This window comes from Bacillus cereus group sp. BfR-BA-01347 (assembly GCF_022663835.1).
Classification (GTDB): domain Bacteria; phylum Bacillota; class Bacilli; order Bacillales; family Bacillaceae_G; genus Bacillus_A; species Bacillus_A thuringiensis_K.
On sequence record NZ_JAKUGG010000011.1, the window covers coordinates 146,405 to 170,768 of the forward strand.

Sequence of the window (24,364 nt, forward strand, 5' to 3'; positions counted from 1 at the left end):
TATCATCATTTAAGAAACTGAAGAAAACTCTAATGCCTCTTCCTTATTAATAATTTCCCCCTTATATTTACCTTTCACCGAAATATCAATAATTGATTTATTTTCTGCTTCCATTTTCCCTAAAGAAAATATATATATTAAATCATCTTTTTTTAACATCCATTGTTTTCCGTGCCAAGGACCAGTTAACTTCTGTTCTGGTGACGCCAGTATTTCTCCAAAATATTCACATTCGCCTAGAGATGTTTTTACTGTATTCTTCTTCGTATTAATAACTACATATTTAAGGAGCTTTATACTTTCACTTGAAAAAATCTCTACTTCATGATCATTTTTTTTCTTAAATTTCAGCTTTCCATCTTTTGTATTAACCAATTTACTTTGATCAATTGCATTTAGTACAAACTCATACTCTTCTTTTGTAACACCGAAATTAGGGTGATATGGAAAACTTTTTTTCTCTGCATGTTCTTCTACATATTTTAAATACCATTCCATATTACTCGCTAGATGCTCTCTCATTCTTTGACCAATACTCCCTACCTTTTTAAGAGTATCTGGTTCCATCTCTAGTGTCATAATATCCGCCGTCACTTCCGCATTCATAAGATGCGATGGAATATACTCTTCCACACTATTCGCTTTACTCACTTCACTTTGGCAACCAACTATAAATAGTGATATGAAAAAGATATATATTATTTTTTTATATTTCATTTCTATTCTCCACTCCATACATTGTTCTTACTTAGTTTTATAGCGGTTTTTATTATAGTATAAAATCTTTATATTTTAATAAAATCCATATCTGTATGCAAAATTGCATATTAATAAGTCTTCTTCTTACTTTAAAATTAGCTTAAATCACTTTCCAAATTATACAAATAACAAGTATTAAATGTTATAATTTGTAAAAAAACATTGGAGGACCTTATGAAAATTCACGCCCTTTTCGATTTCTTACATTTACTAGTCTTAACGCTGAAAAGCTATTATGTATGGGGAATGCCTATCTATGTCTTCATTATTCCTCTTATCTTTGTAGTCGGTTATATTATTATTAATTCTAATAAGAAACAAAAAAATACATCTATTCAAAGTCACTAATCTATTACCTTAATAGCCTCCTAAAAATCATATTCCCCTCATTTTCTTCAAATGATATGATGAACAAGGGTATATCCCCACCACTCTTATAGCGGTGGGGATTTTAATGTCAATATGCAACATACTACACAATAGAAGGTGATTTTTATGAGAAAATACGCAGCAATTGCTTTATGTACGTCTGCCATTCTAGCAGGCTGCAATACTAGCAATGTAAGCCAAGAACCTAAAAAAGAGAAAAAGGTTCAAGAAGTAGCTATACAAAAAGAGACTCTACACGAACAAGGTAAAATTTCTTATACTCCCATCACACACGAATCTACAAACACAAGTATTCATATTACAGACTTAAAAGATTCTTTAAATGAAGTACAATATAAAATTTGGCGCACAGCTGATGGAAAGGAACGTGCTAAATCTTTTTCTTCTAAAGAAAAGGAGAAACAATTTACAATTCCTTTTGACATAAAAGAATTTGAAGGAAAACGCGGTGAGTTCCAAATTGAAGCAACAGGAATGAAAGAAGATGGGAAAACAATCCCGCTTACGAAATCTACTATTACTTTCGAACAAAAGGTTCCTGTTCTTATGTATCACGCAATCGATGATTATCATGGTCAAGGTATTAAAGACTTATTCGTATCACCAGCTAACTTTGAAGCACAAATAAAATATTTAAAGGATAATGGTTATACGCTTTTAACGTTTGAACGCTGGGGCGATATAAATAAAGTAAATAAGCCGATTTTTGTTACATTTGATGACGGTATGAAAAATAATATGAATGCATTTCGCATTTTACAAAAGCTAAAAGATGATACTTTTAAACCGGCAGCAACAGAATATATGATTGTTGATAACGTTGATGTAGAAGGAGCATTGTCTACTTCTGAAATAAAAGAAATGGTTGATTCCGGCATTTTCTCGGTGCAATCTCATACTGCAACACATGCAGACTTACCGAAAATTACAAACTATGAGGAAGAGTTAAAAGGTTCAAAAGAAAAGCTAGAAAAAATAACAGGTAAGCCTGTTATCGCGATTGCTTATCCATTCGGTCATGTAGATGATAAGGTTGTTACAGAAACGAAGAAGTATTATCAATTTGCGACGACGACAAAGCCTGGCCAATTCATTACGAAGGGTGAACCTGATGAATTGTTAAAGATGAAGCGCGTTCGTATACACCATACAACGACTGTAGAGCAGTTTGCTTCTTCAATTAAGTAAATATAAGAGCTCAATACATTTTGAGCTCTCTTTTTACTTTATATTTATATATATTTTTAGAATTTTCTTGTATTATATATAGTAAGAAATCTTTCAAATTAAAGGAGATTATACATATGTCATTTGAACAAACGTTAGAGAAATATGCTGCTCTTGCAGTTAATGTTGGTGTTAATATTCAACCTGGACAAACTTTATCAATTAGTGCACCTCTTGAAGCTGTACAATTTGTACGCCTCGTTACAGAAAAAGCATATAAATCTGGTGCAAAACACGTATATGTAGATTGGAATGATGAGACGTTAACACGCTTAAAATTCGATCTAGCTCCTGAAGAAGCTTTCGCTGAATTTCCATCTTGGAAAGCACATGCTCGTGAAGAATTAGCAAAAGAAGGCGCTGCATTTATGTCTATCTATGCAGAAAACCCTGATTTATTAAAAGGTGTAGAACCATCGCGTATCGCAACAGCTCATAAAGTAGCTGGAGAAGCAATGAAAGTATACCGTGATTACGTACAAGCAGATAAAGTAAGTTGGTGTGTCATTTCTGTTCCTACGAAAGAATGGGCTGCGAAAGTATTCCCTGACGTAGCGCCAGAAGAACAAGAAGCAAAGTTATGGGATGCTATTTTCAAAGCTACTCGTGCTGATTTAGAAAACCCTGTAGAAGCATGGAAAGAACATGATGAAACATTACATACAAAAGTGGATTACTTAAACGAAAAGCATTATAAAGCTCTTCACTATACAGGTCCTGGAACAGATTTAACAATCGAACTTCCAGAAAAACATGTATGGGCTGGTGCTGGTAGCTTAAATGAAAAGAACGTACCATTTATGGCTAATATTCCAACTGAAGAAGTATTTACAATGCCACTTAAAACAGGTGTAAACGGCCAAGTTTCTAGTACAAAACCGTTAGTATTTGCAGGTAATATTATCGATAATTTCACGTTAACATTTGAAAACGGACGTATCGTAGACTATAAAGCTGAAGCTGGTGAAGAAGCTTTAAAACATTTAGTAGAAACAGATGAAGGTTCTCACTTCTTAGGGGAAGTAGCTTTAGTACCTCATGACTCACCAATTTCAAACACAAATGTTTTATTCTACAATACACTATTTGACGAAAATGCATCTTGCCACCTTGCGATTGGAAATGCTTACGCATTTAACTTAGTTGGCGGAAAAACAATGTCTAAAGAAGAACTTGCTGAAAACGGCGCAAACGCTAGTATCACACACAACGACTTTATGATTGGATCAGCTGAGCTTGATATTGACGGTATTACTGCTGATGGCAGACATGAGCCTATCTTCCGTAAAGGTAACTGGGCGTTTTAAATCTATTACCATAAAGAAACACATTGGATAATCCAATGTGTTTCTTTATTTATTTGGTTTCAATTCAAATTTTATCGTTCTATTTTCACGCGTAAACTCCGGTCTATACGTAGCGATATACGTATTTTCTTTCGCTACGTCAAATAGCATGATATCTTGAATTTTTTCATCTGGTGCTAACTTTTTACTAATAAAGCTATCAGGGTTATTATATTCTTTAAATCTTGTACCTTTCTTATCGGTAATCTCAAATTCATAAAATGCAAAAGGTATTTCCTTTTTACTATTATTTTCTACTTTGAAAATAATCCCCAAAATCTCCTCTTTCTTTTTATCCTCATCATAATCCGGATATCCTAATTTAACTGAATCGATAGTTACTTGCAAACCATCTACGTCTACTGTCTCCCCTATTTTATACACTTTATCTTGAACATCTTCTTGTTTACTTTCATTACTATCTTTAGTCTCAGTGCAAGCACTTAAACTAAAAGCTATGCCAAAAATTAAAACAATTTGACTTACCTTTTTTAACATACTCTTTCCTCCACATAAGACAATATTTCATATGTATTATAACAAAACGCTTTACTCTTTCTTGTCATATTTTGTCGTATTAATTGCTAACTGCACAAATAGAAAAAAGCTATCTTCTACAAAAGATAGCTTTCAGGATGCCGATGAAACCTTAAGCCCAATGACACCCAAAACAATAAAAAGAATACAAAATGCTTGAAATAAACTAATATGCTCTTTAAAAAAGTACACACTAATGATTGTAATAAGTAATGTTCCAACGCCAGACCAAATAGCATAAGCAATACTTAAATGAATCTTCTTCACAACGATGGCGAACACACTGAAGCAAATTCCATAAAATACGAAAATCAATACACTTGGAACGAGCTTTGTTAAACCATTTGATAGTTTCATCGCAATTGTTCCAGCCACTTCAAAAATAATTGTAACAAGTAATAATAGCCAATATACCATACTAGAATCTCCTTCTCTGTTACCTTATAGAGATTCTAGTATACTACTTATAGTCCTAATGAAATATATTTAATTTCTAAATATTCCTCGATGCCGAAATGGCCTCCTTCACGGCCGATACCACTTTCTTTAAAGCCACCGAATGGTGCTTGTGCAACTGATGGAAGACCGTCATTTAGACCGATAATACCGTACTCTAACGCTTCACTAATTTGGAATGCTTGGCTAATGTCTTTCGTGAAAATATACGCAGCTAAACCGTATGGTGTATTATTTGCACGTTCGATTACTTCATCAACTGTTTTAAATTTCGCAACTGGTGCCACTGGCCCAAATGTTTCTTCATTCATACAAAGCATCGTATCATTTGCCAACCCAATTACAGTCGGTTGAATGAAATGTCCCTCTAACTCTGCGACCTTTTCACCCCCATATAAAACGGTTCCACCTTTTTGAATAGCATCTTCAATATGTTCTTGTACTTTTGAAACTGCATTCTCATCAATAAGTGGTCCGACAGTCGTTCCGTCACCGAAACCGTCTCCTACTTTCAACTGCCCTACTGCCCTTTGGAACTTCTCTACAAATACTTCGTATACTTCTTCTTGAACGAATACTCGGTTTGTACATATACACGTTTGTCCTGCGTTACGGAATTTCGAACCAATCATCGCTTCTACTGCTTTATCTAAATCTGCATCATTCATTACGATAAACGGAGCGTGACCACCTAACTCAAGTGAAACTTTTTTCATCGTTTGCGCCGCACTAGCCATTAACTCTTTCCCAATTTCCGTTGACCCTGTAAAGGACACTTTTCGAACGCGACTATCTTCCATCCATGTATCAGCAATTGCTTTTGCACTACCTGTTACGATATTAATTACACCCTTTGGAATATCCGCTTCATGAGCTAATTCAGCTAATTTTAATGCAGTTAGCGGCGTTTGACTTGCCGGTTTCACAACGGCTGTACAGCCTGCTGCAAGCGCTGGGGCTACCTTTCTCGTAATCATAGCAGCTGGGAAGTTCCAAGGTGTAATAGCTGCCATAACGCCAACTGGTTGCTTCATAACTAAAATGCGCTTATTCGGATGAGCAGCAGGAATCATTTCACCATACACACGTTTCCCTTCTTCTGCATACCATTCAACAAAACTATTTGCATAATTTACTTCACCAAGCGCTTCTGCAAACGGCTTTCCTTGTTCCTTCGTCATAATCGCTGCGATCTCTTCTTTATTTTTATCAATAAGCATGAACCACTTTTTTAACTTCGTTGCACGATCTGCTGCCGTTAACTTAGACCACGTTTTAAAAGCTTCATGTGCAGCATCAACAGCTTGCTTTGCCTCTGTTACTCCGCCTTTTGGTACAGTTGCAAATATTTCCTTCGTCGCAGGATTATTTACTTCAATTTGTTCTTGTAGTGTAATCCACTCACCATTTATATACATCGCCTTTCTATCTATACTTACGAAAGTCGCCTTTTTATCCAATGTTTTCTTCCTCCTCTATGAACTTCTTAATTTTCCTAGTAGCAGCAGATTGACTAATTTGCAAAAACTCAGCTACTTTATAACTTGATCCATACGTTTTATACGCTTTAAGAATAATATTTCTCTCTACCTCTTCCAGCATTTTATAAAGGCTTTGCCCCGATTGTTCAACTGCAGCCTCTTGCATAGAGAGTGGCAAATCCTCTACCGTTACAACATCATCGACAGTAATAACAATTCTCTCAATTACATTCTCTATTTCTCTATTGTTTCCTTCCCACGGATATCCAACAAACATTTGTAACGTACTCGGCGCTAGTTTCACATCACGTCCGTATTTTTTATTAAAGTGCTGCAAGTAATGATAAATAAGCGGTAAAATATCTTCTGTCCTTTCCCTAAGCGGGGGAATTGCAATTGGAATGACATTCAAACGATAGTATAAATCTTTCCGAAATGTTCCTTGTTTCACCATCTCACTTAAATCTCTATTTGTTGCTGCCACAATTCGAACATCCACTTTTTTTAATTCTCTTCCGCCTATAGGACGAAATGTTTTTTCTTGCAATACTTGCAAAAGCTTCGCTTGAATTTCAATCGGCATTTCACCGATTTCATCTAAAAAAAGAGTTCCTTTATGCGCGGATTCTAATAGTCCCTTTTTCCCTTCACGATTCGCACCTGTAAAAGATCCACCTGAATATCCAAAAAGCTCTGATTCAATTAAATTAGTTGGCAATGCCGCACAATTAATTTCATAGAAACTTTCATTCTTACGGTGACTCACTTCATGTAAATGGCGTACTAATCGACTTTTCCCAACTCCAGTTTCGCCTAAAACGAGAACAGTACTATCCACTACAGATACTTTTTTAATTGTATCGACTATTTTTTGCATAGCTAGACTTTTAAAAATAAGTCCTTCATGCTCATATGTTTCTCTTAATTCTTTTTTATATGTTTTTAGCTGATTATCCATTTCCTCTACCTTTTGACGTAATTGATAGAGTTCAGTAAGGTCCCGAGAATAACTAATCACTCTTCTTAAATTTCCCTCATCATCAAAAACAGGCCTTGTACGAACGTGTAAATACTCTCCTGATTTTGTAGTTTGAACGAGTTCAATTGGCCTCTTTTTTTCAATCACTTCTAATGTCGCTGATGGATAAAAGATTCCATCCTTTTGTAGTTCTTTTACATGCTTACCCACTAACTCTTCGGCAGCTAGTTGGTAGTGCCTTTCACATGTACTATTTACACGCACAACGATTCCCTGCTCATCTGTAACAAAAATTTCGTCAAACGCATATTCAAATACATCTTTTAAATCCATTAAAACTCGTTCCTTTTCTGCAACCATCCTAGCCACCCCTAACTTCAAATCCATCGATCCACTTCACTACCTTTATTATAAAGTGAATTTTCTGTATTTAATATAGAGTCAGCTAGAATGTTTGCTATTTATCCTTCAGTTTTTAAACACGAGCTATGTTTGTTTGCTCATAACAAGCTTGCAATGATTCTTCAATTATTGTTAAACCTTCTTCAAGTTGCTCATCTGTAATAACTAAAGGCATTAACACACGGATAACATTTCCATATGTTCCTGCTGATAATAACAGTAACCCACGCTTATTTGCTTCTGCACATAGATTAGCCGTTAACGTTTTGTCAGGTGCTTTCGTCTTACGGTCTTGAACGACCTCAAATGCACACATTGCTCCTAACCCACGCACATCACCAATGCAATGATATTTATTTTTCATCTCTTCGAATCGGTTCATTACGACTTTTCCTAATTCTATCGCTCTATCATTTAAATTCTCTTTTTCTATTACATCCAGTACTGCTAATGCTGCCGCACATCCTAATGGACTTCCTGCATACGTTCCACCAAGTTCACCTGGTGCAGATTCATTCATAATTTCTTTACGTCCAATGACACCACTTATCGGTACACCAGCCCCTAATGATTTAGACACTGTAATTAAATCTGGAACGACATCATAGTGATCAATTGCAAAATATTTTCCTGTACGACTAAAGCCTGTTTGTATTTCATCCGCTACAAATAAAATGCCGTTCTCTGAACAAATGCGGCGTACTTCTTGAACAAATTTCTTACTTGGGACGATAAATCCACCTTCCCCTTGAACAGGTTCCATTACAACAGCTGCGATTGTTTCTGGTGCTACTTCCGATATGAAGAAGTTCTTAAACTCTTCAATAATAAAATCATCATACTGCTCTTCCGTTAATCCCTCTGGGCGACGGTATTCGTATGGAAATGGCGCTTTATATACTTCTGGAGCAAAGGGACCAAACCCAAATTTATATGGCTTCACTTTACTTGTCATCGTCATTGTCATTAATGTACGCCCGTGGAAACCTTTAGAAAATGCGATAATACCAGGTCTCTTCGTATATTTACGAGCGATCTTCACCGCGTTCTCAACTGCTTCTGCACCACTATTTAAAAAGAGGACTTGCTTATCGAAACTTCCCGGTGCCAATGCCGCAAGCTTTTCCGCTAATTCAATATATGGCTCATACATCATGACATTAAATCCAGTATGAATGTATTGATCGACTTGTTTATGGAGCGCTTCTTTAACCGTTGGATGACAATGCCCTACGTTAATTGTCCCAATTGCTCCTGCAAAATCAATGTACTGATTACCATCAACATCCGTTACAAGAGCACCATTGGCAGATTGTACAAACGTTGGGATGCCGTTACTTACTCCTTTTGGTACTATATTTTGACGGCGTTCTAATAAAGATGCCGCTTTCGGTCCTGGAATTTGTTCATTTACTTTAGCAAATTTTTTTGTGTTCATTGCGTACCCCATCCTTTTCTTTACATTGTTTTCTCTTTTTATTGCAAAATGTATGCCAACTTTCTTTTCTAGCATTTATCCTATATTCTTTGTATCCAGGCATAAAAAATAAGTCTATAAAGACTCATTAAGAGTCTTTATAGACTTATTTTCCTTACACATTAGACTTTTCTTTCTCCCAGAAAAACTCACCCGATTGAGAAATAAACTCTCCAACAGAATCTAACACTAAATCAGCAAGTGGTTCTAATGTTGGACGGTCTCCCGTACCAGATAGCACCCCAATTGCATAGCAATCGCCATTTTTGGCTAAATGTAAATCAGTTGGCGTATCTCCAACAACCGCAACCTCACATGATTCTAAATTAAATTTCTCACAAAACACTTCTATAATCTTTTTATCTGGTTTTTGCGCAGGGAATGTATCCGAGGCTATAATATAATCAAAAAAGTTCTCCAACTTATATTGTTTTAAAAATAATTCTGTTGGTGCGAAATCATCTGCCGTGACAACCCCTAATATAAATCCTTTATCTTTTAATGCCTGTAACACTTTCGGTAAATCTGCTGTCATTTTCATATGCGAACGATGCTCATACATAAGGGAAAATAACTTCTCACTTACCCAATGGTGCATCTCTTCTTCTCTAGCAGACTCAATATAATTACAAAGCCCCTTCGCTACATCAAGGCTTGTTCCAGCAGCTATTGCACTCCTCGGATTAACAAATGCTCCCTCTACACCAATCTCTTCTAATAAGGTCTGCCCTATTGTACTTGGTAAATGATATAAACTTATACATTCAGCTACAAGTTCTTCAGCTACTTTTATCCATATTGAATGAAAATCCATTAATGTCCCATCTTTATCAAATAATATTGCTTTTACCTTCTCCATAGCATCCTACCTCTCGTTTCTTATCTCCTCCAGTGTATCAATAAAATATGGATGTAAAATAAAAGAATTGTAAAAATACCATAAAAATCAAACTAACTCCCAATTTACAATTCATTTTAACAAAGTAAAAAAGGATGCCTTTACAGGGCATCCTCTTGATGTTCAGGAACAAATAGTTCTAAACAATGATATATATTTTCGAATTCCATCGGTGCATCTCCACCATACTCACCATCTAAATTAATCATTAGTTTATCTGGTGAATGTACTTTAATTCGGTTCGCTTGTGTATATAACACTTTTGGATTATTAATATGTTCACCACGTTGTGCTTGTGTTGCTGCTTTAATTAAATCAGCGATAGAACCTTTTTTCAGTACTAATAGGTCAAATAACCCATCGTTAATAGATGCATACGGTGCTACCTTTTCAAATCCACCTACTGAACGAGTATTCGTAATTAAAAACATCGTAATTTCTTCTTGTAGTAACTTTCCATCATACTCAATTTCAACATATGTCGGATGCAATGATGGTAACATCTCGATACCTTTTAGGTAATAAGCAAGTTGTCCTAATACTGTCTTTAACTTACTCGGTACTTCGTATGTTAATTCTGTAATACGACCGCCACCAGCGATGTTAATAAAATATGTATCGTTCGCTCTACCAAGGTCTAATGGCACTGTTTTTCCTTCGCAAATAATATCTGCTGCCTCTTCAATAGAACGAGGTACACCAATTGCACGTGCAAAGTCATTTGTCGTTCCAACTGGAATAATTCCAAATTTCGGACGGAATTCATGCCCAACTAAACCGTTTACTACTTCATTTAATGTACCGTCGCCACCAGCCGCAATAACAACATCAAACTTACGATCCGCAGCTTGCCTCGCCGCCACAGTAGCGTCTCCAGGACCCGTTGTCGCATGACAAGATGTCTCATAGCCAGCTTGTTCTAATTTTTGTAATACTTCTGGTAAGCTCTTCTTAAATAGCTCACGCCCAGAAGTAGGATTATAAATAATTCTTGCTCGCTTCATCATTTATTAGCACAGGAAATTTCTTTATGTATCGAAAAAGAACATACTGAACTTCTATTCAGTATTCCCATGCCTACCTCCTCTCATCTTGCTATCCTTCTTTTATCCCGCTCAAACAGGCAGTAAGAACCCGATTCGTGTAGTCCATCAAAAGTAAATATTCATTTCAATGGTTTTTTATTTGACTCCAAAATTTATCCCGCTATTTGCGGGCAGTAAATGCCCAATTGGTGAGGGCTAATAATCAGCTTTGGATGAACCTCCTACTGATTAAAGTTTCACTTTATTTCTATCCATTCTTCCATAAAAATTTACATATAACGAATAATAACTATCTATTATTTCATGAGATGAAAAAAACCTCTATGTTTAGATTTATCATTATTCCCACCTTTTTGCAACTATCATACCATAGTTGCTATACAAACATTTTTCCACTTTTGACAGTTAATCAAACGTTTGTTTAAACGATTTTGTCTCATTTAAACAAACGTTTGATTAACCTAGAAAAACACCCATGTACGGGTGTTTTTCTGCTTAATCTTTAAAAGTCACTACTATTATCGCTTATTAATCTCTTCAAGTAAGATTTTGTTAACAAGTGGTGGATTTGCTTGTCCTTTTGTAGCTTTCATAATTTGACCAACTAAGAAGCCAATTGCACGGTCTTTACCGTTTTTAAAGTCTTCGATAGATTGCTCATTATTATCAAGAATTTCTGTTACAACTTTACGAAGTGTACCCTCGTCAGAAATTTGAACAAGACCTTTCGCTTTAACGATTTCTTCTGGGTCTCCACCTTTTTCAATTAATTCGTTAAATACTTTCTTCGCGATTTTAGAAGAAATTGTACCTTTTTCAATTAATTGAACCATTTTAGATAAACCAGCAGGCGTTAATGCAACGTCTTTTAATTCTTTTTGTTGTTTGTTTAAGTATGCAAGTACTTCACCCATTAACCAGTTCGATGTTAATTTCGCATCAGCACCGTCTGCAACAGTTGCTTCAAAGAAATCAGACATCTCTTTCGTTAATGTTAACACGTGTGCATCATAAGCTGGTAAGCCTAATTCTGCAACGTAGCGAGCTTTACGTGCATCTGGAAGTTCTGGAATAGAAGCTCGAACTGCTTCTTTCCACTCATCATCGATGTAAAGTTCAACTAAGTCTGGCTCCGGGAAGTAACGGTAATCGTCAGATCCTTCTTTCACACGCATTAAGATTGTTTTCTTTGTTGCTTCATCATAACGACGTGTTTCTTGTTGGATGATGCCACCAGATAACAGTTCTTTTTCTTGGCGCACTTGCTCATGCTCAAGACCTTTTTGTACGTAAGTGAATGAGTTTAAGTTTTTCAGTTCCGCTTTTGTACCGAACTTCTCTTGTCCAACTGGACGAAGAGAAATGTTCGCATCACAACGTAAGGAACCTTCTTCCATCTTACAATCAGATACACCGGTGTATTGAATGATTGATTTTAACTTCTCTAAGTATGCATATGCTTCTTCTGGCGTACGCATATCTGGCTCAGATACGATCTCGATTAAAGGCATACCTTGACGGTTGTAGTCTACTAATGAACCATCAGCTGTATGCGTTGATTTACCAGCATCTTCTTCTAAATGAAGACGTGTAATACCGATACGTTTCTTTTTACCGTCTACTTCGATTTCAATCCAACCATTTTCACCAATTGGCTTATCAAATTGAGAGATTTGGTAAGCTTTCGGGTTATCTGGATAGAAATAGTTTTTACGGTCAAACTTCGTTTCCGTTGCGATTTCACAGTTTAATGCCATTGCAGCTTTCATTGCAAAGTTAACTGCTTCTTTATTTAAAGTAGGAAGTACCCCTGGGTATCCTAAGTCAATTACACTTGTTTGTGTATTTGGCTCCGCTCCGAATTCTGTTGGACTCGCAGAGAAAATTTTCGAATTTGTTTTTAACTCAACGTGAACCTCTAAACCAATAATTGTTTCTAAATTCATCTATGCTCGCCTCCTTACAGACTTGCTTTTTTTGTATGATAGTCTGTTGCTTGCTCAAACGCATGTGCAACGCGGTAAATTGTCGCTTCATCGAAGTGTTTACCAATGATTTGTAAACCAAGTGGCATGTTGTTAGCACCGAATCCACATGGAACAGAAATCGCTGGAACACCCGCTAAGTTTACTGGGATTGTTAAAATGTCATTTGCATACATTGTCATTGGATCATCAACTTTTTCGCCCACTTTAAATGCCGGAGTTGGCGTTGTTGGTCCAATAATAACATCATAGTTAGCAAATACATTTTCAAAGTCGTTTTTAATTAATGTACGTACTTGTTGTGCTTTCTTGTAATATGCATCATAGTAACCAGAGCTAAGCGCAAATGTACCAAGCATAATACGACGTTTAACTTCATCACCGAAACCTTCACTACGTGTGTTTTTGTAAAGATCTAATAAGTTATTTACATTATCAGAACGAACACCGTAACGCACGCCATCAAAGCGTGAAAGGTTCGCAGATGCTTCAGAAGAAGATAGTAAGTAATACGTTGCTAGAGCGTATTTAGAGTGTGGAAGCGATACTTCCTCCCAAGTTGCGCCCATACCTTCTAATACTTTTAAAGCAGCTAGTACTGACTCATGAGCTTCTTCGCCAACACCTTCGCCTAAGTATTCTTTCGGTACAGCAATGCGTAAACCTTTAACATCGCCTGTTAAACCAGCTAAATAGTTTCCAACTTCAACGTTTGCAGAAGTTGCATCCATGCGGTCAATACCTGAAATAGCTTGTAATAAGTATGCATTGTCTTCTACTGTACGTGTAATCGGTCCGATTTGGTCAAGTGAAGATGCGAATGCTACTAATCCGTAACGAGATACGCGTCCATAAGTTGGTTTTAAACCTACAACACCGCAATATGCAGCTGGCTGACGGATAGAACCACCCGTATCAGAACCTAGAGAGAATAGTACTTCTCCTGCTGCTACAGCTGCTGCAGAACCACCACTAGATCCACCCGGAACGTAATCTAAGTTCCATGGGTTTTTCGTAGCGTAGAATCCTGAGTTTTCATTTGAAGAACCCATTGCGAACTCGTCCATGTTTAATTTACCGATTGTAATTGTGTCAGCAGCTTTTAGCTTTTGCACAACTGTCGCATCATAAATTGGATCGAAGTTTGCTAACATTTTGCTCGCACAAGTTGTACGAAGACCGTTAGTTACAATGTTATCTTTTACACCAATTGGCATACCGAATAATAAACCATTATCTTCAGCGCCGATTTTTGCATCTAATTCTTTCGCTTTTGCGCGTGCATTTTCTTCATCTAATGTAAGAAAAGCTTTTACGTTATCTTCAACATCCGCAATACGTTTGTAAGATTCTTCTACTAAATCCGTAACGGAAATTTCTTTGTTGTTTAACTTCTTATGTAACTCTGATACTGAATGATCAAATAATGACATCGAAATTCCCCTCCTCTATTCTAATACTGCTGGAACACGGATTTGATTATCTTTGTGATCCGGTGCATTTTTTAATACTTCTTCAACTGGTAAACCTTTTTCTGGTACATCTTCACGCATAACATTTTTCATAGTTAATACATGAGTTGTTGGTTTTACATCTGTTGTATCTAATTCATTTAACTGTTCTGCAAATGTAACAATTGCATCTAGTTGTTTTTGAAATTTTTCTGCTTCTTGATCAGTAATTGCAAGACGTGCTAAATGTGCTACGTGCTTTACATTCTCAACGGAAATTCTTGACACGGCTAGGCCACCTCCATAATATATCGTTCAATCTACAATACTATTGATGATACCAAATTTTCAGTACTTCAAGCAAGTCAACACAGAGTACTTACGCCATTTTTACATAAAAAAAGAAAGGCAAATGCCTTTCTTTACAATTTACTCTTTATCTAACGGTTTATTTTTCGGAAATCTCTCGTTATCTTCTTCATTATCACGAATTGTTTTTTGTAATACAAAACAAGACATCGTTAAAAATAATGTTCCAATTAAATAGTATCCTTTTACACTAAGCGTTTCATCTAACGTATAAATCCCAATTAGCATACCTGAAAGTGCACAAACAAATGAAGTCCATGCTAAAAACGTGAACGCTTGCGTATTACGTCTTCTCATCGTTCTCCCCCTCGTTAGCTGTATACCCATTATAGATAAGTATATTTACCATGATGGATTTTTATGTAAATTCTAGTTTTATATTTATAAATCTATCATAAAAGAATACTATTTTAAAGAAAGTTTTCTGCCTAATCTGAAAAAACAATTAAAATCATTGACAATTATTTCTATTCTACATAAAATAAAAATAAATATTACGAACCTCGAAATATACGGGAGTGGAATTAATTGTTGCAATATGAACATTTTTTAGACTTACTGCTAGATAACGCCAAGAAACTTTTCTATCCTGAAGAATGGGTAAGCCTAGATTTAACACTTTCTAAAACAGAAGTATTTTGTTTACTTTGGATGGAACGAAATACAGATATTACAATGACGAAAATTGCTGATCTTCTTGATATACCGATGAGTACAACAACGGGCGTTGTAAATCGCCTTGTAAAAAAGGGATATATTGAACGCTACCGTGATGAAAATGACCGACGTATTGTATTAATTCGGTTAACAGAAAACGGCGTAATGCTCGTTCAAGAATTAAAACAAAATGCGGCCCATTACTTTAGCTTAGTAACAGAAGCATTATCAGAAGAAGAAAAAGCATTCTTACTACAAATCTTCCAAAAAATCATGGATCACATCGCTACGTCACAGCAAAAAACAGAAGAAAAGATTTCTACACCTAAAATGAAAAACATTCCGATTGAATAAAACCCTATCTGGGTTTTTATTCAATCATTTACTTCGACACTCGTAATATTCGATATTCGAAACAAAGGGGATATGAATGATGAGAATTATCTTGTATACAGGTAAAGGCGGCGTAGGAAAAACTAGCATTTCAGCAGCAACAGCAATTCAAAGTGCGAAACAAGGATTAAAAACATTAGTAATGAGCACAGATCCTGCTCATAGTTTAGGAGATTCATTTGGTATAAAGCTATCTTCTGAGCCATTAGAAGTTCGTAAAAATTTGTGGGCACAAGAAATTAATACGATTTATGAGATGGAAAAAGGCTGGGGAAAATTACAGAAATATATTACACTACTCTTCACTTCCAAAGCAGCCGATGATATTACAACAGAAGAATTAACGATGTTTCCCGGTATGGAAGATTTAATTAGCCTACTTCGCGTACTCGATTATTATAAACAAAACACATATGATGTTATCATTATTGATTGTGCCCCAACAGGAGAAACATTAGCAATGCTAAGCTTTCCAGACATGCTCGGCTGGTGGATGGAAAAATTATTTCCTATTAAAAGAAAAGTTTTAAAAGTCGTTCGTCCTGTAGCTCAACCACTCCTTGGTGTCCCTCTTCCAACCGACGATATTATGGACGAATTAACAAGTACACTTGAACAGCTCGGAGAAATGAGAGATATTTTATCAAATCGAGAAGTAACAAGTATCCGCATCGTTGTAAATCCTGAAAAAATGGTCATTAAGGAAGCCCAGCGCAGCTTTACTTATTTGAATTTATACGATTATAACGTAGATGCCATTATGATTAACCGCGTCATCCCTAACACTGTCACCGATCCTTATTTTCAGGCATGGAAAGATGCACAGAAGAAATATAAAACATTAATTCAAGATAGTTTTCAACCCCTTCCTATTTACGAAGCTCCAATGTTTGAACAAGAAGTTGTTGGTTTGTCTATGTTAGAACGTGTAGGAGATTCTTTATTTAAAACTGATCATTCCCCTACAGAAGTGAAATTTAACGGGCGCACTCAATATGTAAAAAAGGATGGCGATGAGTATATTTTCGTTCTGTCCATTCCCTTCTCAAACAAAAGTGAACTTTCCTTAAATCAAAAAGGTGATGAACTTATTATTCGAGCGGGTTCTGTTAAACGGAACATCACGTTACCAAAAACATTAACACACCTTTCTATTCAAGGAGCAAAATTTGATGAAGATGTACTAAATATTCGGTTTGGAGGTATAGTCCATGCATGAGGAATTACTACGAAGGGTAATTCGTACAAAAGTAAAAGTCGGGATGCATATATTAGAAGAGCTACCTAATCCAATCCAGCAATCCGCTAAGCAAATATTAAATATTTTACAAGAGGAACTAGCTGCTTATTCGATAGAACGAGAGCATCATGAAGTTAATTTAAAAAATATCATAATTGATTAACTATCTCTGTATAGATGGCCTTTTTTTAGGCTTTCTATACTTTATTGGAGTGATGTAAATTGATGAAAAAACATTCCACTACTATACTCTGGATTATTCCCTTATTATTTTTCATTCATAACCTTGAAGAAGCTTTCCAAATGCCACAATACCTTGCTAATCAATTTTCAATCCGTCTTATAACTAGCCAACAATTTTTCATTGCCATTTCCGTATTAACAATCTTTGTATTACTTATCGTCTTTCTATATCAACTTAACTTCTTGTCTTCTATATGCTGGATTATTTTTATACAAGGGGCCATCTTCTTCAACTCTGTTCAACATATTATTTTGTTTTTCATTTATCGCTCCTATAACCCCGGCGTAATATCCGCATTTTTCATTACTCTCTTTTCTATTTTCTTTTTTTTATCAAAAAAACACTTAATTCATCAAAAGCAATTCGTAATTACACTCCTTTTCAGCTTATTTTCTTATCCCATTATAATTTGGATTACCTTACTACTCGCTAGCTGCTTTCAGTAATAAAAAAAGACCAGGAAAACTCCTGGTCTATTACTCTACTTAACAAACATTGGATTCTATATTATACAGAATTGGAAGGTACAGAATTAGGGTTTGTTTTGTTTGTTAAGTAGATTATATGTTGAACGAACTAACAGCGGAGGGGTTCCTTCTGTTAGTCCATTAAACCCAATGATTATTTTACGATTTTTTCAAGCTCCTCAAGTGAAAGATCTACTGAAATGGAACCATCATTTGTTTCTTTCTTAATTGCATCTGTTACTTCTTTTGAATGGTATAATTCAATTACTTTTTTCAGTGTTGGATCATCTTTATCTTTCGTACGAGCTGCGAAAATATTAATATAAGGCTTCGCATTTTCATTCTTTGGATCTTCTAAGAAAATAGGATCCTTCGCTGGATCTAATCCAGCTTGACCAGCAACACCGTTATTAATAACTGATGCCGCTACATCTTTTAACACACGAGGTGTTTGCTGTGCGATAACCGGTGTAATTTTTAATTTCTTCGGATTTTCAGCAATACCACTTGGATCTCCAAATAGACCAAAGTCTTTTTTAAGCTTTAATAATCCAGCTGCATCAAGAAGTTTTAATGCCCGTGCTTGGTTCGTTGGATCGTTTGGAATTGCAATTTCTGAACCATCTGGAATTTCATTTGCTTTCTTATATTTTTCAGAGTATAAACCCATTGGCGCAATTTGCGTTGTACCAACAGCTGTAATATCTAACTTATGCTCTTTTTTAAATTGCTCTAAGAAAGCAATATGCTGGAATGAGTTTAGTTCAATATCTCCATCAGCTAGCGCCTTATTTGGCGTTGTGTAATCAGAGAACTCAACCAGTTTAATTTTAATTCCTTCTTTTTCAGCTTTCCTCTTCAAAATTTCCCAAGCGTCTCCATCCGTTCCAGTTACACCAACGCGAACTACTTTTTCTTTAGCTCCTGCCCCTATGTCTCCACTTGAACAGCCACTTAACGCTGAAACTCCTACAATCGCTGATAATGCAAATGCTAAAATTTTCTTCATTTTCTTTTACCCTCTTCCTTTTTATAATCTGCGTAAAAAGACTTTCGCAAAGTAGTTTCCTAAATTTTGAGCTACCTGTACAAGAATGATAAGTAAAACGACCGTTACGAACATAACTGATGTATCAAAACGTTGATAACCATATGTCATCGCTAAATCACCAAGACCTCCACCACCGACAAGCCCAGCAACTGCAGAAAATTCAATTAAACCAACTGTCATAAATGTAACCCCTAAGATCAATGGCGCTAACGCTTCTGGCACAAGAATTTCAAAAACAATTCTAATTGGCGAAGCCCCCATTGCTTGAGCTGCTTCAATGACTCCCTTTGGAACAGAAACAAGATTTGTTTCAACCATTCTAGCAATGCCGATTGATGCAACTAACGTCATTGGGAAGATTGCTGCTGCTGTTCCAATCGTCGTTCCGATAACACTTCTTGTTAGTGGGCTTAAAGCTACTAAAAAGATAATGAATGGAACCGGACGAATTGTATTAATAATGATATTAAGAATAGAAAAGACCCATTTATTTTCCAAAAAGTTTCCTTTTCTCGTTACATATAATAGTAAACCTAGGGGTATACCAAGAATTGTAGCGAATATAAGGGTTACAATTACCATTAAGAGGGTATCCCCCGTCGCATCTAGTATGCGCGGCCAAAATATACTCCAATCAACTCGCATGAGCTTCTACCTCCTTCAGCTGCACTTGCAGTCTTAGATGTTGTAATGCTTTTTGAATTTCCCTCTGCTCACCTTGCAACTCTACAAGAAGATTTCCAAATAGCACATTTTGAAGTTCAATAATATTTCCGTACAGTACATTTACATCGACGTTATAGTTTTTTGCGATATATGATAGTACCGGCTGTCCTGTCTCCTCACCAGTAAATGTTAGACGATAAATTTGACCACCATTTTGAATTTTCGCTAGAACACTTTCCGGTAAATGATCATTAATGACAGAACGTACAAAGTTTTGAGTCGTCTTTGTTTTTGGTTGCGTGAAAACATCAAACAGTTTTCCTTCTTCAATAACTTTTCCTTTCTCCATTACAGCTACACGGTGACAAATTTCTTTCACAACATGCATTTCATGTGTAATAAGAAGAATTGTTAAATTGTATTCTCTATTTACTTTCTTTAATAAGTTTAGAATTTCTGTCGTTGTTTCTGGATCTAAGGCTGATGTTGCCTCATCACATATAAGAATATCTGGCGATGTCGCAAGTGCTCTAGCAATGCCCACACGCTGCTTTTGTCCACCTGATAGCTGCTCTGGGTAATAGTTTGCTTTATCTTCTAACCCTACAAACTTCAGCAGTTCATTTACTCTTTCTTTTATCTCATTCTTTGGTACTTTCGCTAACTTTAATGGATAAGCAATATTTCCAAATACTGTTCTTGAATTAAATAAATTAAAACTTTGAAAAATCATTCCAATTCTTTGTCTCAGTTTACGTAATTCTTTCGTCGATAATGATGTAATATCTTTATCATCTATTGAAATCGTTCCTGCCGTCGGTCTCTCTAACATATTTACTAAGCGTAATAACGTACTCTTTCCAGCGCCACTAAAACCAATAATGCCAAAAATTTCGCCTTTCTCAACTGATAATGTTACATCCTCCACCGCATGAACAGATTGCCCAGCTGATTCATACACTTTACTTACATTGTTAAAAGAAATCATTTTTTCCCCTCCTATATGCTGTAAAAACTTGAAGCAGAGCTTTCGAGGTAAAATAAAAAGTGCCCTCCTTCTTATCAACCATAAAGATAAGAAGGAGAGCACTTATATGTACTCGTTCACATCTTCTCATCTTCCAAGCCTTTATATGGCTTGCTGGAGTTAGCACGGTATTAAAAAAACCCGTTGCTGAGGTATCGTAGGGCCAGTCCCTCCACCTCTCTGGATAAGAATGTATCGATTTAATTGTCGTTTAATTAATTCTCATTATAGAACTCAGAATAATAAGAGTCAATACATTTTTTAGAAAAATATTAATTATTCCTTTATTAAAATTTTCAGATGAGAATTCATGAGAAAATAGTAACTTTCAAGGTTATTTAAAATTCTTTTTCCTCATATTTTTAAACAGGAGAATCCTCTCTACGAATTGAATAAATTTATTTGAATATGAAACTCGGAGGAAGATAAATATATGAAAACAGCTCTTTTACTCGTCGATATTCAAAACGATTATTTTCCAAATGGAAAGATGGAATTGCGTAATCCAGTAGAAGCAAGCGAATATGCTAATCAGTTATTACAACACTTTAGAACAAACAACGAACCTATTTTTCATATCCAACACGTAGCTATAAAAGATGACGCTACTTTTTTCCTACCTAATACAGAAGGTGTACATATTCACGAAAGCGTACGTCCACTTAGAGAAGAAACAGTTATAGTCAAACATTATCCAAATAGCTTCCGAGAAACTAATCTTCTAGAGCAATTAAAACGTTTAGATATTGAACATGTCGTTGTATGCGGGATGATGACTCATATGTGTATTGATGCTACAGTAAGGGCTGCATTCGATTTTGACTTTCAATGTACCGTTATACATGATGCTTGTGCTACAAAAGACCTTTCTTTTAAGAACGCTACTATACCAGCTGTTTATATTCACAATACAATTTTAGCTAGTTTAAATGGTGTATATGCAAATGTAATAAGCACGAAAGAATTTTTAGCTACATAAAAAAACACTCCTTTCAGTGAGCAAAACCGAAAGGAGTGTTCCTTGTCGAACCATAGATTTTCTTTCAAATTGTATTATACAGGAAATTCTCAAAATGAATACTAAAAAAAATGACTAATAAGTCAACTTTTCTCATCATTTTATTTCTGTTCACATGTTTATCCCGCTATTAATAGGTTTTAGCTCATTCCTTTCGAACGATAGTAATATATAGGATTTCAATTTTAAAAGGAGCTCTTCACATTCTGTGAAGAGCTCCTCTACTATTTCTTATAAAGTTTCAGAAGTAGTTTTTGCTTGCATGTGAAGTGCTAAGTAATCAGGTCCACCAGCTTTAGAGTCTGTACCAGACATGTTAAAGCCACCGAATGGTTGGTATCCTACGATTGCACCAGTACATCCACGGTTGAAGTATAAGTTACCTACGTGGAAGTCTTCACGTGCTTTTTCAATATGGTCACGGTTGTTAGAGATAACTGCTCCTGTTAAACCGTATTCTGTATTGTTTGCAATTGCAAGTGCATGATCGAAGTCTTTCGCTTTACAGAATGCTACTACTGGTCCGAAGATTTCTTCTTTCATTAAGCGAGCATCTTCTGCAACGTCAGCAACGATTGTTGGTTGGATGAACCAGCCTTTAGAATCGTCTCCTTCGCCACCTGCTAAGATTCTACCTTCTTCTTTACCAATTGCAACATAGCTCATTACTTTATCGAATGCAGCTTGGTCATTAACAGGACCCATGTTTGTACCTAATACTGCTGGGTTAGCAACTGTTAATTCTTTTGTTAATTCAACAGCACGATTTAATACGTGATCGTATACATCTTCATGGATTACTGCACGAGAACATGCAGAACATTTTTGTCCTGAGAATCCGAATGCTGATGCAACGATAGACTTAGCTGCTAATTCAAGATCTGCTTCTTTATCAACAACGATTGTATCTTTACCGCCCATTTCAGCGATAACGCGTTTTAACCAAATTTGTCCTGGGTTTACTTTCGCTGCACGCTCATAGATACGGATACCTACATCACGAGATCCCGTGAAGCTTACGAAACGTGTACGAGGATGATCTACTAAGTAGTCACCAACTTCAGAACCGTTACCTGGAACGAAGTTTACTACGCCAGCTGGTAAGCCAGCTTCTTCCAATACTTCCATAAATTTCGCTGCTACTACAGGAGTTGTACTAGCTGGTTTTAGTAATACTGTGTTACCAGAAACTAAAGCAGCTGTTGTCATACCTGCCATAATTGCGAATGGGAAGTTCCAAGGAGAAATGATAACACCTACTCCTAATGGAATGTAAGAGAAACGATTATATTCAATTGGACGGCTTTCTACTGGAATACCGTCTTTTAATTTTAACATTTGACGACCATAATATTCCATAAAGTCGATTGCTTCTGCTGTATCAGCATCTGCCTCATTCCATGGCTTACCTGCTTCTTTTACAAGAATAGCAGAGAATTCATGTTTTCTGCGACGAACGATTGCTGCAGCACGGAATAAAATGTCTGCACGCATTTCTGGCTTTGATTTTCTCCAAGTTTGGAATGTTTCATCCGCTACTTGCATTGCTTTTTCAGCTAACTCACGGCTTGCTTTTGAAACACGACCAACAAGTTCCTCTTTATTTGCAGGGTTTACAGAAACAATTTTGTCTTCTGTAGTGATTTTTTCTCCCCCAATAATTAATGGATAGTCTTGTCCAAGATAAGATTCTACTTTCTTTAAACCTTCTTCAAACGCTAATTTGTTAGCCTCCACTGAAAAATCTGTAAATGGCTCATGTTTGTATGCTACTACCATTCTTTTTAGCCTCCCCTTAGAAAAACGTTTACATTTTACAACATTATTCTACACGATAATTTAGATTTATTCAAATATTCCTAGACTTATATTTTAAAAATTAATAAATTTTTAAAATATAATAAAAAAAGAGATCCATACATGGGTATGAATCTACAAAATATGAGTATATTCCAAAACATTTTTTCCAATCAATAATATGGTAACTAATAAAAATAAAGTCCTCACATATCCAACGCCTTTTTGAACCGCAAACTTCGATCCAAAATAAGCACCTAAGATCATTGATAATCCCATGATAATACCGTATTCAAAATGAATTATGTCTAAAAATAAAAAAGTAATTAAAGATACAATATTACTAACAAAATTCAAAAGTTTTCCAGATGCTGCTGCTTGAATAAAATCCAAGCCAATTAATAAAAATGCAAAAATTAAAAACGACCCTGTCCCTGGTCCAAAAAATCCATCATAAAATCCTATCATTAAAATAACAAAGAAAAATATTAATGTTTTTCTTTGCGTCATCTTCTTATAGGTAGACACACTTCCCCAATTCTTTTTTGCAATAATATAAATAGAAATAAATACCAACATTACAAGTACTAATGGGCGTAAAATATCCGATGGAATAAATTTTACTACTAAAGCGCCTGCCACAGCTCCAACAATAGTTAACGGTATTAACTTTCCTACAATTTTAAAATCAACTTTTCCTGATCGAATGAAATACATCGCACTCGTAAATGTCCCCATTGTTGCCGCTAATTTATTCGTTGCAATTGCCGAAGCTGGCGATAGGCCAACAAACATAAGTGCAGGAAGCGAAATTAACCCTCCTCCTCCAACAACGGAATCAATAAAAGCTGCTAAAAAACCGAATGCAATTAATAAAATAATGACTTGAAAACTTAATTCGTCCATGAGCTTTACCCCTTACCCCTATTTTTTACAACATTTTAAATTATAACAAAATTACATAAGAAAAAAAGCTGTTCCATAGAGGAACAGCCTTCATA

25 protein-coding genes and 1 riboswitch are annotated in these 24,364 nt (G+C 35.7%); of the genes, 8 read left to right on the forward strand and 17 right to left on the reverse strand.

Annotated elements, in window-relative coordinates; translation table 11 throughout:
* Positions 1–9: 9 nt before the first annotated feature.
* Positions 10–717 (reverse strand): hypothetical protein, encoded by a 708-nt coding sequence (locus MR143_RS17380; protein WP_000875609.1) that lies wholly within the window; start codon positions 715–717, stop codon positions 10–12.
* Between the two features lie 216 nt (positions 718–933).
* Here MR143_RS17380 and MR143_RS17385 point away from each other — a divergent pair, with 216 nt between their 5' ends.
* The 3 genes from MR143_RS17385 to MR143_RS17395 all read left to right on the forward strand — a co-directional run bounded on the left by MR143_RS17385 (position 934) and on the right by MR143_RS17395 (position 3,683).
* Positions 934–1,107, forward strand: a complete 174-nt coding sequence (locus tag MR143_RS17385; RefSeq protein WP_000690673.1) for a hypothetical protein — start codon at positions 934–936, stop codon at positions 1,105–1,107.
* 147 nt (positions 1,108–1,254) lie between these two features.
* A complete protein-coding gene (locus MR143_RS17390; protein WP_001233732.1) occupies positions 1,255–2,337 on the forward strand; it encodes a polysaccharide deacetylase family protein in 1,083 nt (360 codons plus the stop codon).
* A 116-nt stretch (positions 2,338–2,453) separates the two neighbouring features.
* Positions 2,454–3,683, forward strand: coding sequence for an aminopeptidase (locus MR143_RS17395; protein WP_000007357.1), 1,230 nt, complete (start codon positions 2,454–2,456; stop codon positions 3,681–3,683).
* A 45-nt stretch (positions 3,684–3,728) separates the two neighbouring features.
* Here the strand turns inward: MR143_RS17395 and MR143_RS17400 are convergent, their stop codons facing one another.
* From MR143_RS17400 to MR143_RS17450, 11 genes are all read right to left on the reverse strand, one after another.
* Entirely contained in the window at positions 3,729–4,220 is a 492-nt protein-coding gene (locus tag MR143_RS17400) for a DUF4352 domain-containing protein (RefSeq protein WP_000915104.1), read from the reverse strand.
* A 132-nt stretch (positions 4,221–4,352) separates the two neighbouring features.
* On the reverse strand, positions 4,353–4,676 hold the full coding sequence (locus MR143_RS17405) for a DMT family transporter (RefSeq protein WP_000263262.1): 324 nt from the start codon (positions 4,674–4,676) through the stop codon (positions 4,353–4,355).
* 47 nt (positions 4,677–4,723) lie between these two features.
* Positions 4,724–6,175, reverse strand: coding sequence for an NADP-dependent succinate-semialdehyde dehydrogenase (gene gabD, locus MR143_RS17410; protein ID WP_000358140.1), 1,452 nt, complete (start codon positions 6,173–6,175; stop codon positions 4,724–4,726).
* A complete protein-coding gene (locus tag MR143_RS17415; protein ID WP_000225140.1) occupies positions 6,168–7,535 on the reverse strand; it encodes a sigma-54 interaction domain-containing protein in 1,368 nt (455 codons plus the stop codon). Before MR143_RS17415 ends, gabD begins: the two co-directional genes overlap by 8 nt.
* Positions 7,536–7,650: 115 nt before the next feature.
* Positions 7,651–9,015 (reverse strand): 4-aminobutyrate--2-oxoglutarate transaminase, encoded by a 1,365-nt coding sequence (gene gabT / locus MR143_RS17420; protein WP_002163831.1) that lies wholly within the window; start codon positions 9,013–9,015, stop codon positions 7,651–7,653.
* Between the two features lie 154 nt (positions 9,016–9,169).
* Positions 9,170–9,913 (reverse strand): HAD family hydrolase, encoded by a 744-nt coding sequence (locus MR143_RS17425; RefSeq protein ID WP_000416660.1) that lies wholly within the window; start codon positions 9,911–9,913, stop codon positions 9,170–9,172.
* A gap of 140 nt (positions 9,914–10,053) precedes the next feature.
* Entirely contained in the window at positions 10,054–10,959 is a 906-nt protein-coding gene (locus tag MR143_RS17430; protein ID WP_000977679.1) for a diacylglycerol kinase, read from the reverse strand.
* A 557-nt stretch (positions 10,960–11,516) separates the two neighbouring features.
* A complete protein-coding gene (gene gatB / locus MR143_RS17435) occupies positions 11,517–12,944 on the reverse strand; it encodes an Asp-tRNA(Asn)/Glu-tRNA(Gln) amidotransferase subunit GatB (protein WP_001047685.1) in 1,428 nt (475 codons plus the stop codon).
* A 14-nt stretch (positions 12,945–12,958) separates the two neighbouring features.
* Complete coding sequence (gatA, locus tag MR143_RS17440) at positions 12,959–14,416, reverse strand: Asp-tRNA(Asn)/Glu-tRNA(Gln) amidotransferase subunit GatA (protein WP_242280871.1); 1,458 nt, start codon at positions 14,414–14,416, stop codon at positions 12,959–12,961.
* A 15-nt stretch (positions 14,417–14,431) separates the two neighbouring features.
* Entirely contained in the window at positions 14,432–14,722 is a 291-nt protein-coding gene (gatC, locus tag MR143_RS17445; protein ID WP_000086999.1) for an Asp-tRNA(Asn)/Glu-tRNA(Gln) amidotransferase subunit GatC, read from the reverse strand.
* Positions 14,723–14,863: 141 nt separating this feature from the next.
* Positions 14,864–15,100 (reverse strand): YiaA/YiaB family inner membrane protein, encoded by a 237-nt coding sequence (locus tag MR143_RS17450; protein WP_001254393.1) that lies wholly within the window; start codon positions 15,098–15,100, stop codon positions 14,864–14,866.
* 231 nt (positions 15,101–15,331) lie between these two features.
* On the opposite strand from MR143_RS17450, the gene MR143_RS17455 reads away from it, so the two are divergent.
* The 4 genes from MR143_RS17455 (at position 15,332) to MR143_RS17470 (ending at position 17,783) form a co-directional block, all read left to right on the forward strand.
* Positions 15,332–15,814, forward strand: a complete 483-nt coding sequence (locus MR143_RS17455) for a MarR family winged helix-turn-helix transcriptional regulator (RefSeq protein WP_000942475.1) — start codon at positions 15,332–15,334, stop codon at positions 15,812–15,814.
* Between the two features lie 76 nt (positions 15,815–15,890).
* Positions 15,891–17,072, forward strand: coding sequence for an ArsA family ATPase (locus tag MR143_RS17460; RefSeq protein ID WP_242280872.1), 1,182 nt, complete (start codon positions 15,891–15,893; stop codon positions 17,070–17,072).
* Positions 17,065–17,256: a DUF3926 domain-containing protein gene (locus MR143_RS17465; protein WP_000544110.1), complete on the forward strand. Its 192-nt coding sequence runs from the start codon at positions 17,065–17,067 to the stop codon at positions 17,254–17,256. Before MR143_RS17460 ends, MR143_RS17465 begins: the two co-directional genes overlap by 8 nt.
* A 62-nt stretch (positions 17,257–17,318) precedes the next feature.
* Positions 17,319–17,783 carry an HXXEE domain-containing protein gene (locus MR143_RS17470; RefSeq protein ID WP_002181829.1) on the forward strand — a complete coding sequence of 155 codons (465 nt, stop codon included), beginning with the start codon at positions 17,319–17,321 and terminating at the stop codon, positions 17,781–17,783.
* Between the two features lie 175 nt (positions 17,784–17,958).
* Here MR143_RS17470 and MR143_RS17475 read toward each other — a convergent pair whose 3' ends face one another.
* From MR143_RS17475 to MR143_RS17485, 3 genes are read right to left on the reverse strand one after another with little or no spacing between them, the layout of a single operon-like run.
* Entirely contained in the window at positions 17,959–18,813 is an 855-nt protein-coding gene (locus tag MR143_RS17475; RefSeq protein WP_000721592.1) for a MetQ/NlpA family ABC transporter substrate-binding protein, read from the reverse strand.
* Between the two features lie 21 nt (positions 18,814–18,834).
* Positions 18,835–19,500 (reverse strand): methionine ABC transporter permease, encoded by a 666-nt coding sequence (locus MR143_RS17480; protein WP_001261867.1) that lies wholly within the window; start codon positions 19,498–19,500, stop codon positions 18,835–18,837.
* The gene (locus tag MR143_RS17485; protein ID WP_000622969.1) at positions 19,490–20,509 is read right to left on the reverse strand and encodes a methionine ABC transporter ATP-binding protein; all 1,020 of its coding nucleotides are present in this window, start codon (positions 20,507–20,509) and stop codon (positions 19,490–19,492) included. Before MR143_RS17485 ends, MR143_RS17480 begins: the two co-directional genes overlap by 11 nt.
* Positions 20,510–20,632: 123 nt before the next feature.
* Positions 20,633–20,739: riboswitch (SAM riboswitch) on the reverse strand.
* A gap of 242 nt (positions 20,740–20,981) precedes the next feature.
* Here MR143_RS17485 and MR143_RS17490 point away from each other — a divergent pair.
* Positions 20,982–21,527: a cysteine hydrolase family protein gene (locus tag MR143_RS17490; RefSeq protein WP_000844905.1), complete on the forward strand. Its 546-nt coding sequence runs from the start codon at positions 20,982–20,984 to the stop codon at positions 21,525–21,527.
* Between the two features lie 270 nt (positions 21,528–21,797).
* Here the strand turns inward: MR143_RS17490 and pruA are convergent, their stop codons facing one another.
* Positions 21,798–23,345 (reverse strand): L-glutamate gamma-semialdehyde dehydrogenase, encoded by a 1,548-nt coding sequence (gene pruA / locus MR143_RS17495; protein ID WP_000259554.1) that lies wholly within the window; start codon positions 23,343–23,345, stop codon positions 21,798–21,800.
* 153 nt (positions 23,346–23,498) lie between these two features.
* Positions 23,499–24,269 carry a TSUP family transporter gene (locus MR143_RS17500; protein ID WP_000343975.1) on the reverse strand — a complete coding sequence of 257 codons (771 nt, stop codon included), beginning with the start codon at positions 24,267–24,269 and terminating at the stop codon, positions 23,499–23,501.
* Positions 24,270–24,364: the final 95 nt, after the last annotated feature.

Bases quoted from the DNA above. Each gene is read 5' to 3' on its own strand.
- gatA (WP_242280871.1), bottom strand. From the start codon at position 14,416: ATGTCATTATTTGATCATTCAGTATCAGAGTTACATAAGAAGTTAAAC.
- MR143_RS17425 (WP_000416660.1), bottom strand. From the start codon at position 9,913: ATGGAGAAGGTAAAAGCAATATTATTTGATAAAGATGGGACATTAATG.
- pruA (WP_000259554.1), bottom strand. From the start codon at position 23,345: ATGGTAGTAGCATACAAACATGAGCCATTTACAGATTTTTCAGTGGAG.
- MR143_RS17415 (WP_000225140.1), bottom strand. From the start codon at position 7,535: ATGGTTGCAGAAAAGGAACGAGTTTTAATGGATTTAAAAGATGTATTT.
- MR143_RS17390 (WP_001233732.1), top strand. From the start codon at position 1,255: ATGAGAAAATACGCAGCAATTGCTTTATGTACGTCTGCCATTCTAGCA.
- MR143_RS17385 (WP_000690673.1), top strand. From the start codon at position 934: ATGAAAATTCACGCCCTTTTCGATTTCTTACATTTACTAGTCTTAACG.
- MR143_RS17400 (WP_000915104.1), bottom strand. From the start codon at position 4,220: ATGTTAAAAAAGGTAAGTCAAATTGTTTTAATTTTTGGCATAGCTTTT.
- MR143_RS17460 (WP_242280872.1), top strand. From the start codon at position 15,891: ATGATGAGAATTATCTTGTATACAGGTAAAGGCGGCGTAGGAAAAACT.
- MR143_RS17450 (WP_001254393.1), bottom strand. From the start codon at position 15,100: ATGAGAAGACGTAATACGCAAGCGTTCACGTTTTTAGCATGGACTTCA.
- MR143_RS17395 (WP_000007357.1), top strand. From the start codon at position 2,454: ATGTCATTTGAACAAACGTTAGAGAAATATGCTGCTCTTGCAGTTAAT.
- MR143_RS17380 (WP_000875609.1), bottom strand. From the start codon at position 717: ATGAAATATAAAAAAATAATATATATCTTTTTCATATCACTATTTATA.
- MR143_RS17405 (WP_000263262.1), bottom strand. From the start codon at position 4,676: ATGGTATATTGGCTATTATTACTTGTTACAATTATTTTTGAAGTGGCT.
- gabT (WP_002163831.1), bottom strand. From the start codon at position 9,015: ATGAACACAAAAAAATTTGCTAAAGTAAATGAACAAATTCCAGGACCG.
- MR143_RS17500 (WP_000343975.1), bottom strand. From the start codon at position 24,269: ATGGACGAATTAAGTTTTCAAGTCATTATTTTATTAATTGCATTCGGT.
- MR143_RS17470 (WP_002181829.1), top strand. From the start codon at position 17,319: ATGAAAAAACATTCCACTACTATACTCTGGATTATTCCCTTATTATTT.
- MR143_RS17430 (WP_000977679.1), bottom strand. From the start codon at position 10,959: ATGATGAAGCGAGCAAGAATTATTTATAATCCTACTTCTGGGCGTGAG.
- MR143_RS17465 (WP_000544110.1), top strand. From the start codon at position 17,065: ATGCATGAGGAATTACTACGAAGGGTAATTCGTACAAAAGTAAAAGTC.
- MR143_RS17480 (WP_001261867.1), bottom strand. From the start codon at position 19,500: ATGCGAGTTGATTGGAGTATATTTTGGCCGCGCATACTAGATGCGACG.
- gatB (WP_001047685.1), bottom strand. From the start codon at position 12,944: ATGAATTTAGAAACAATTATTGGTTTAGAGGTTCACGTTGAGTTAAAA.
- MR143_RS17485 (WP_000622969.1), bottom strand. From the start codon at position 20,509: ATGATTTCTTTTAACAATGTAAGTAAAGTGTATGAATCAGCTGGGCAA.
- MR143_RS17490 (WP_000844905.1), top strand. From the start codon at position 20,982: ATGAAAACAGCTCTTTTACTCGTCGATATTCAAAACGATTATTTTCCA.
- MR143_RS17475 (WP_000721592.1), bottom strand. From the start codon at position 18,813: ATGAAGAAAATTTTAGCATTTGCATTATCAGCGATTGTAGGAGTTTCA.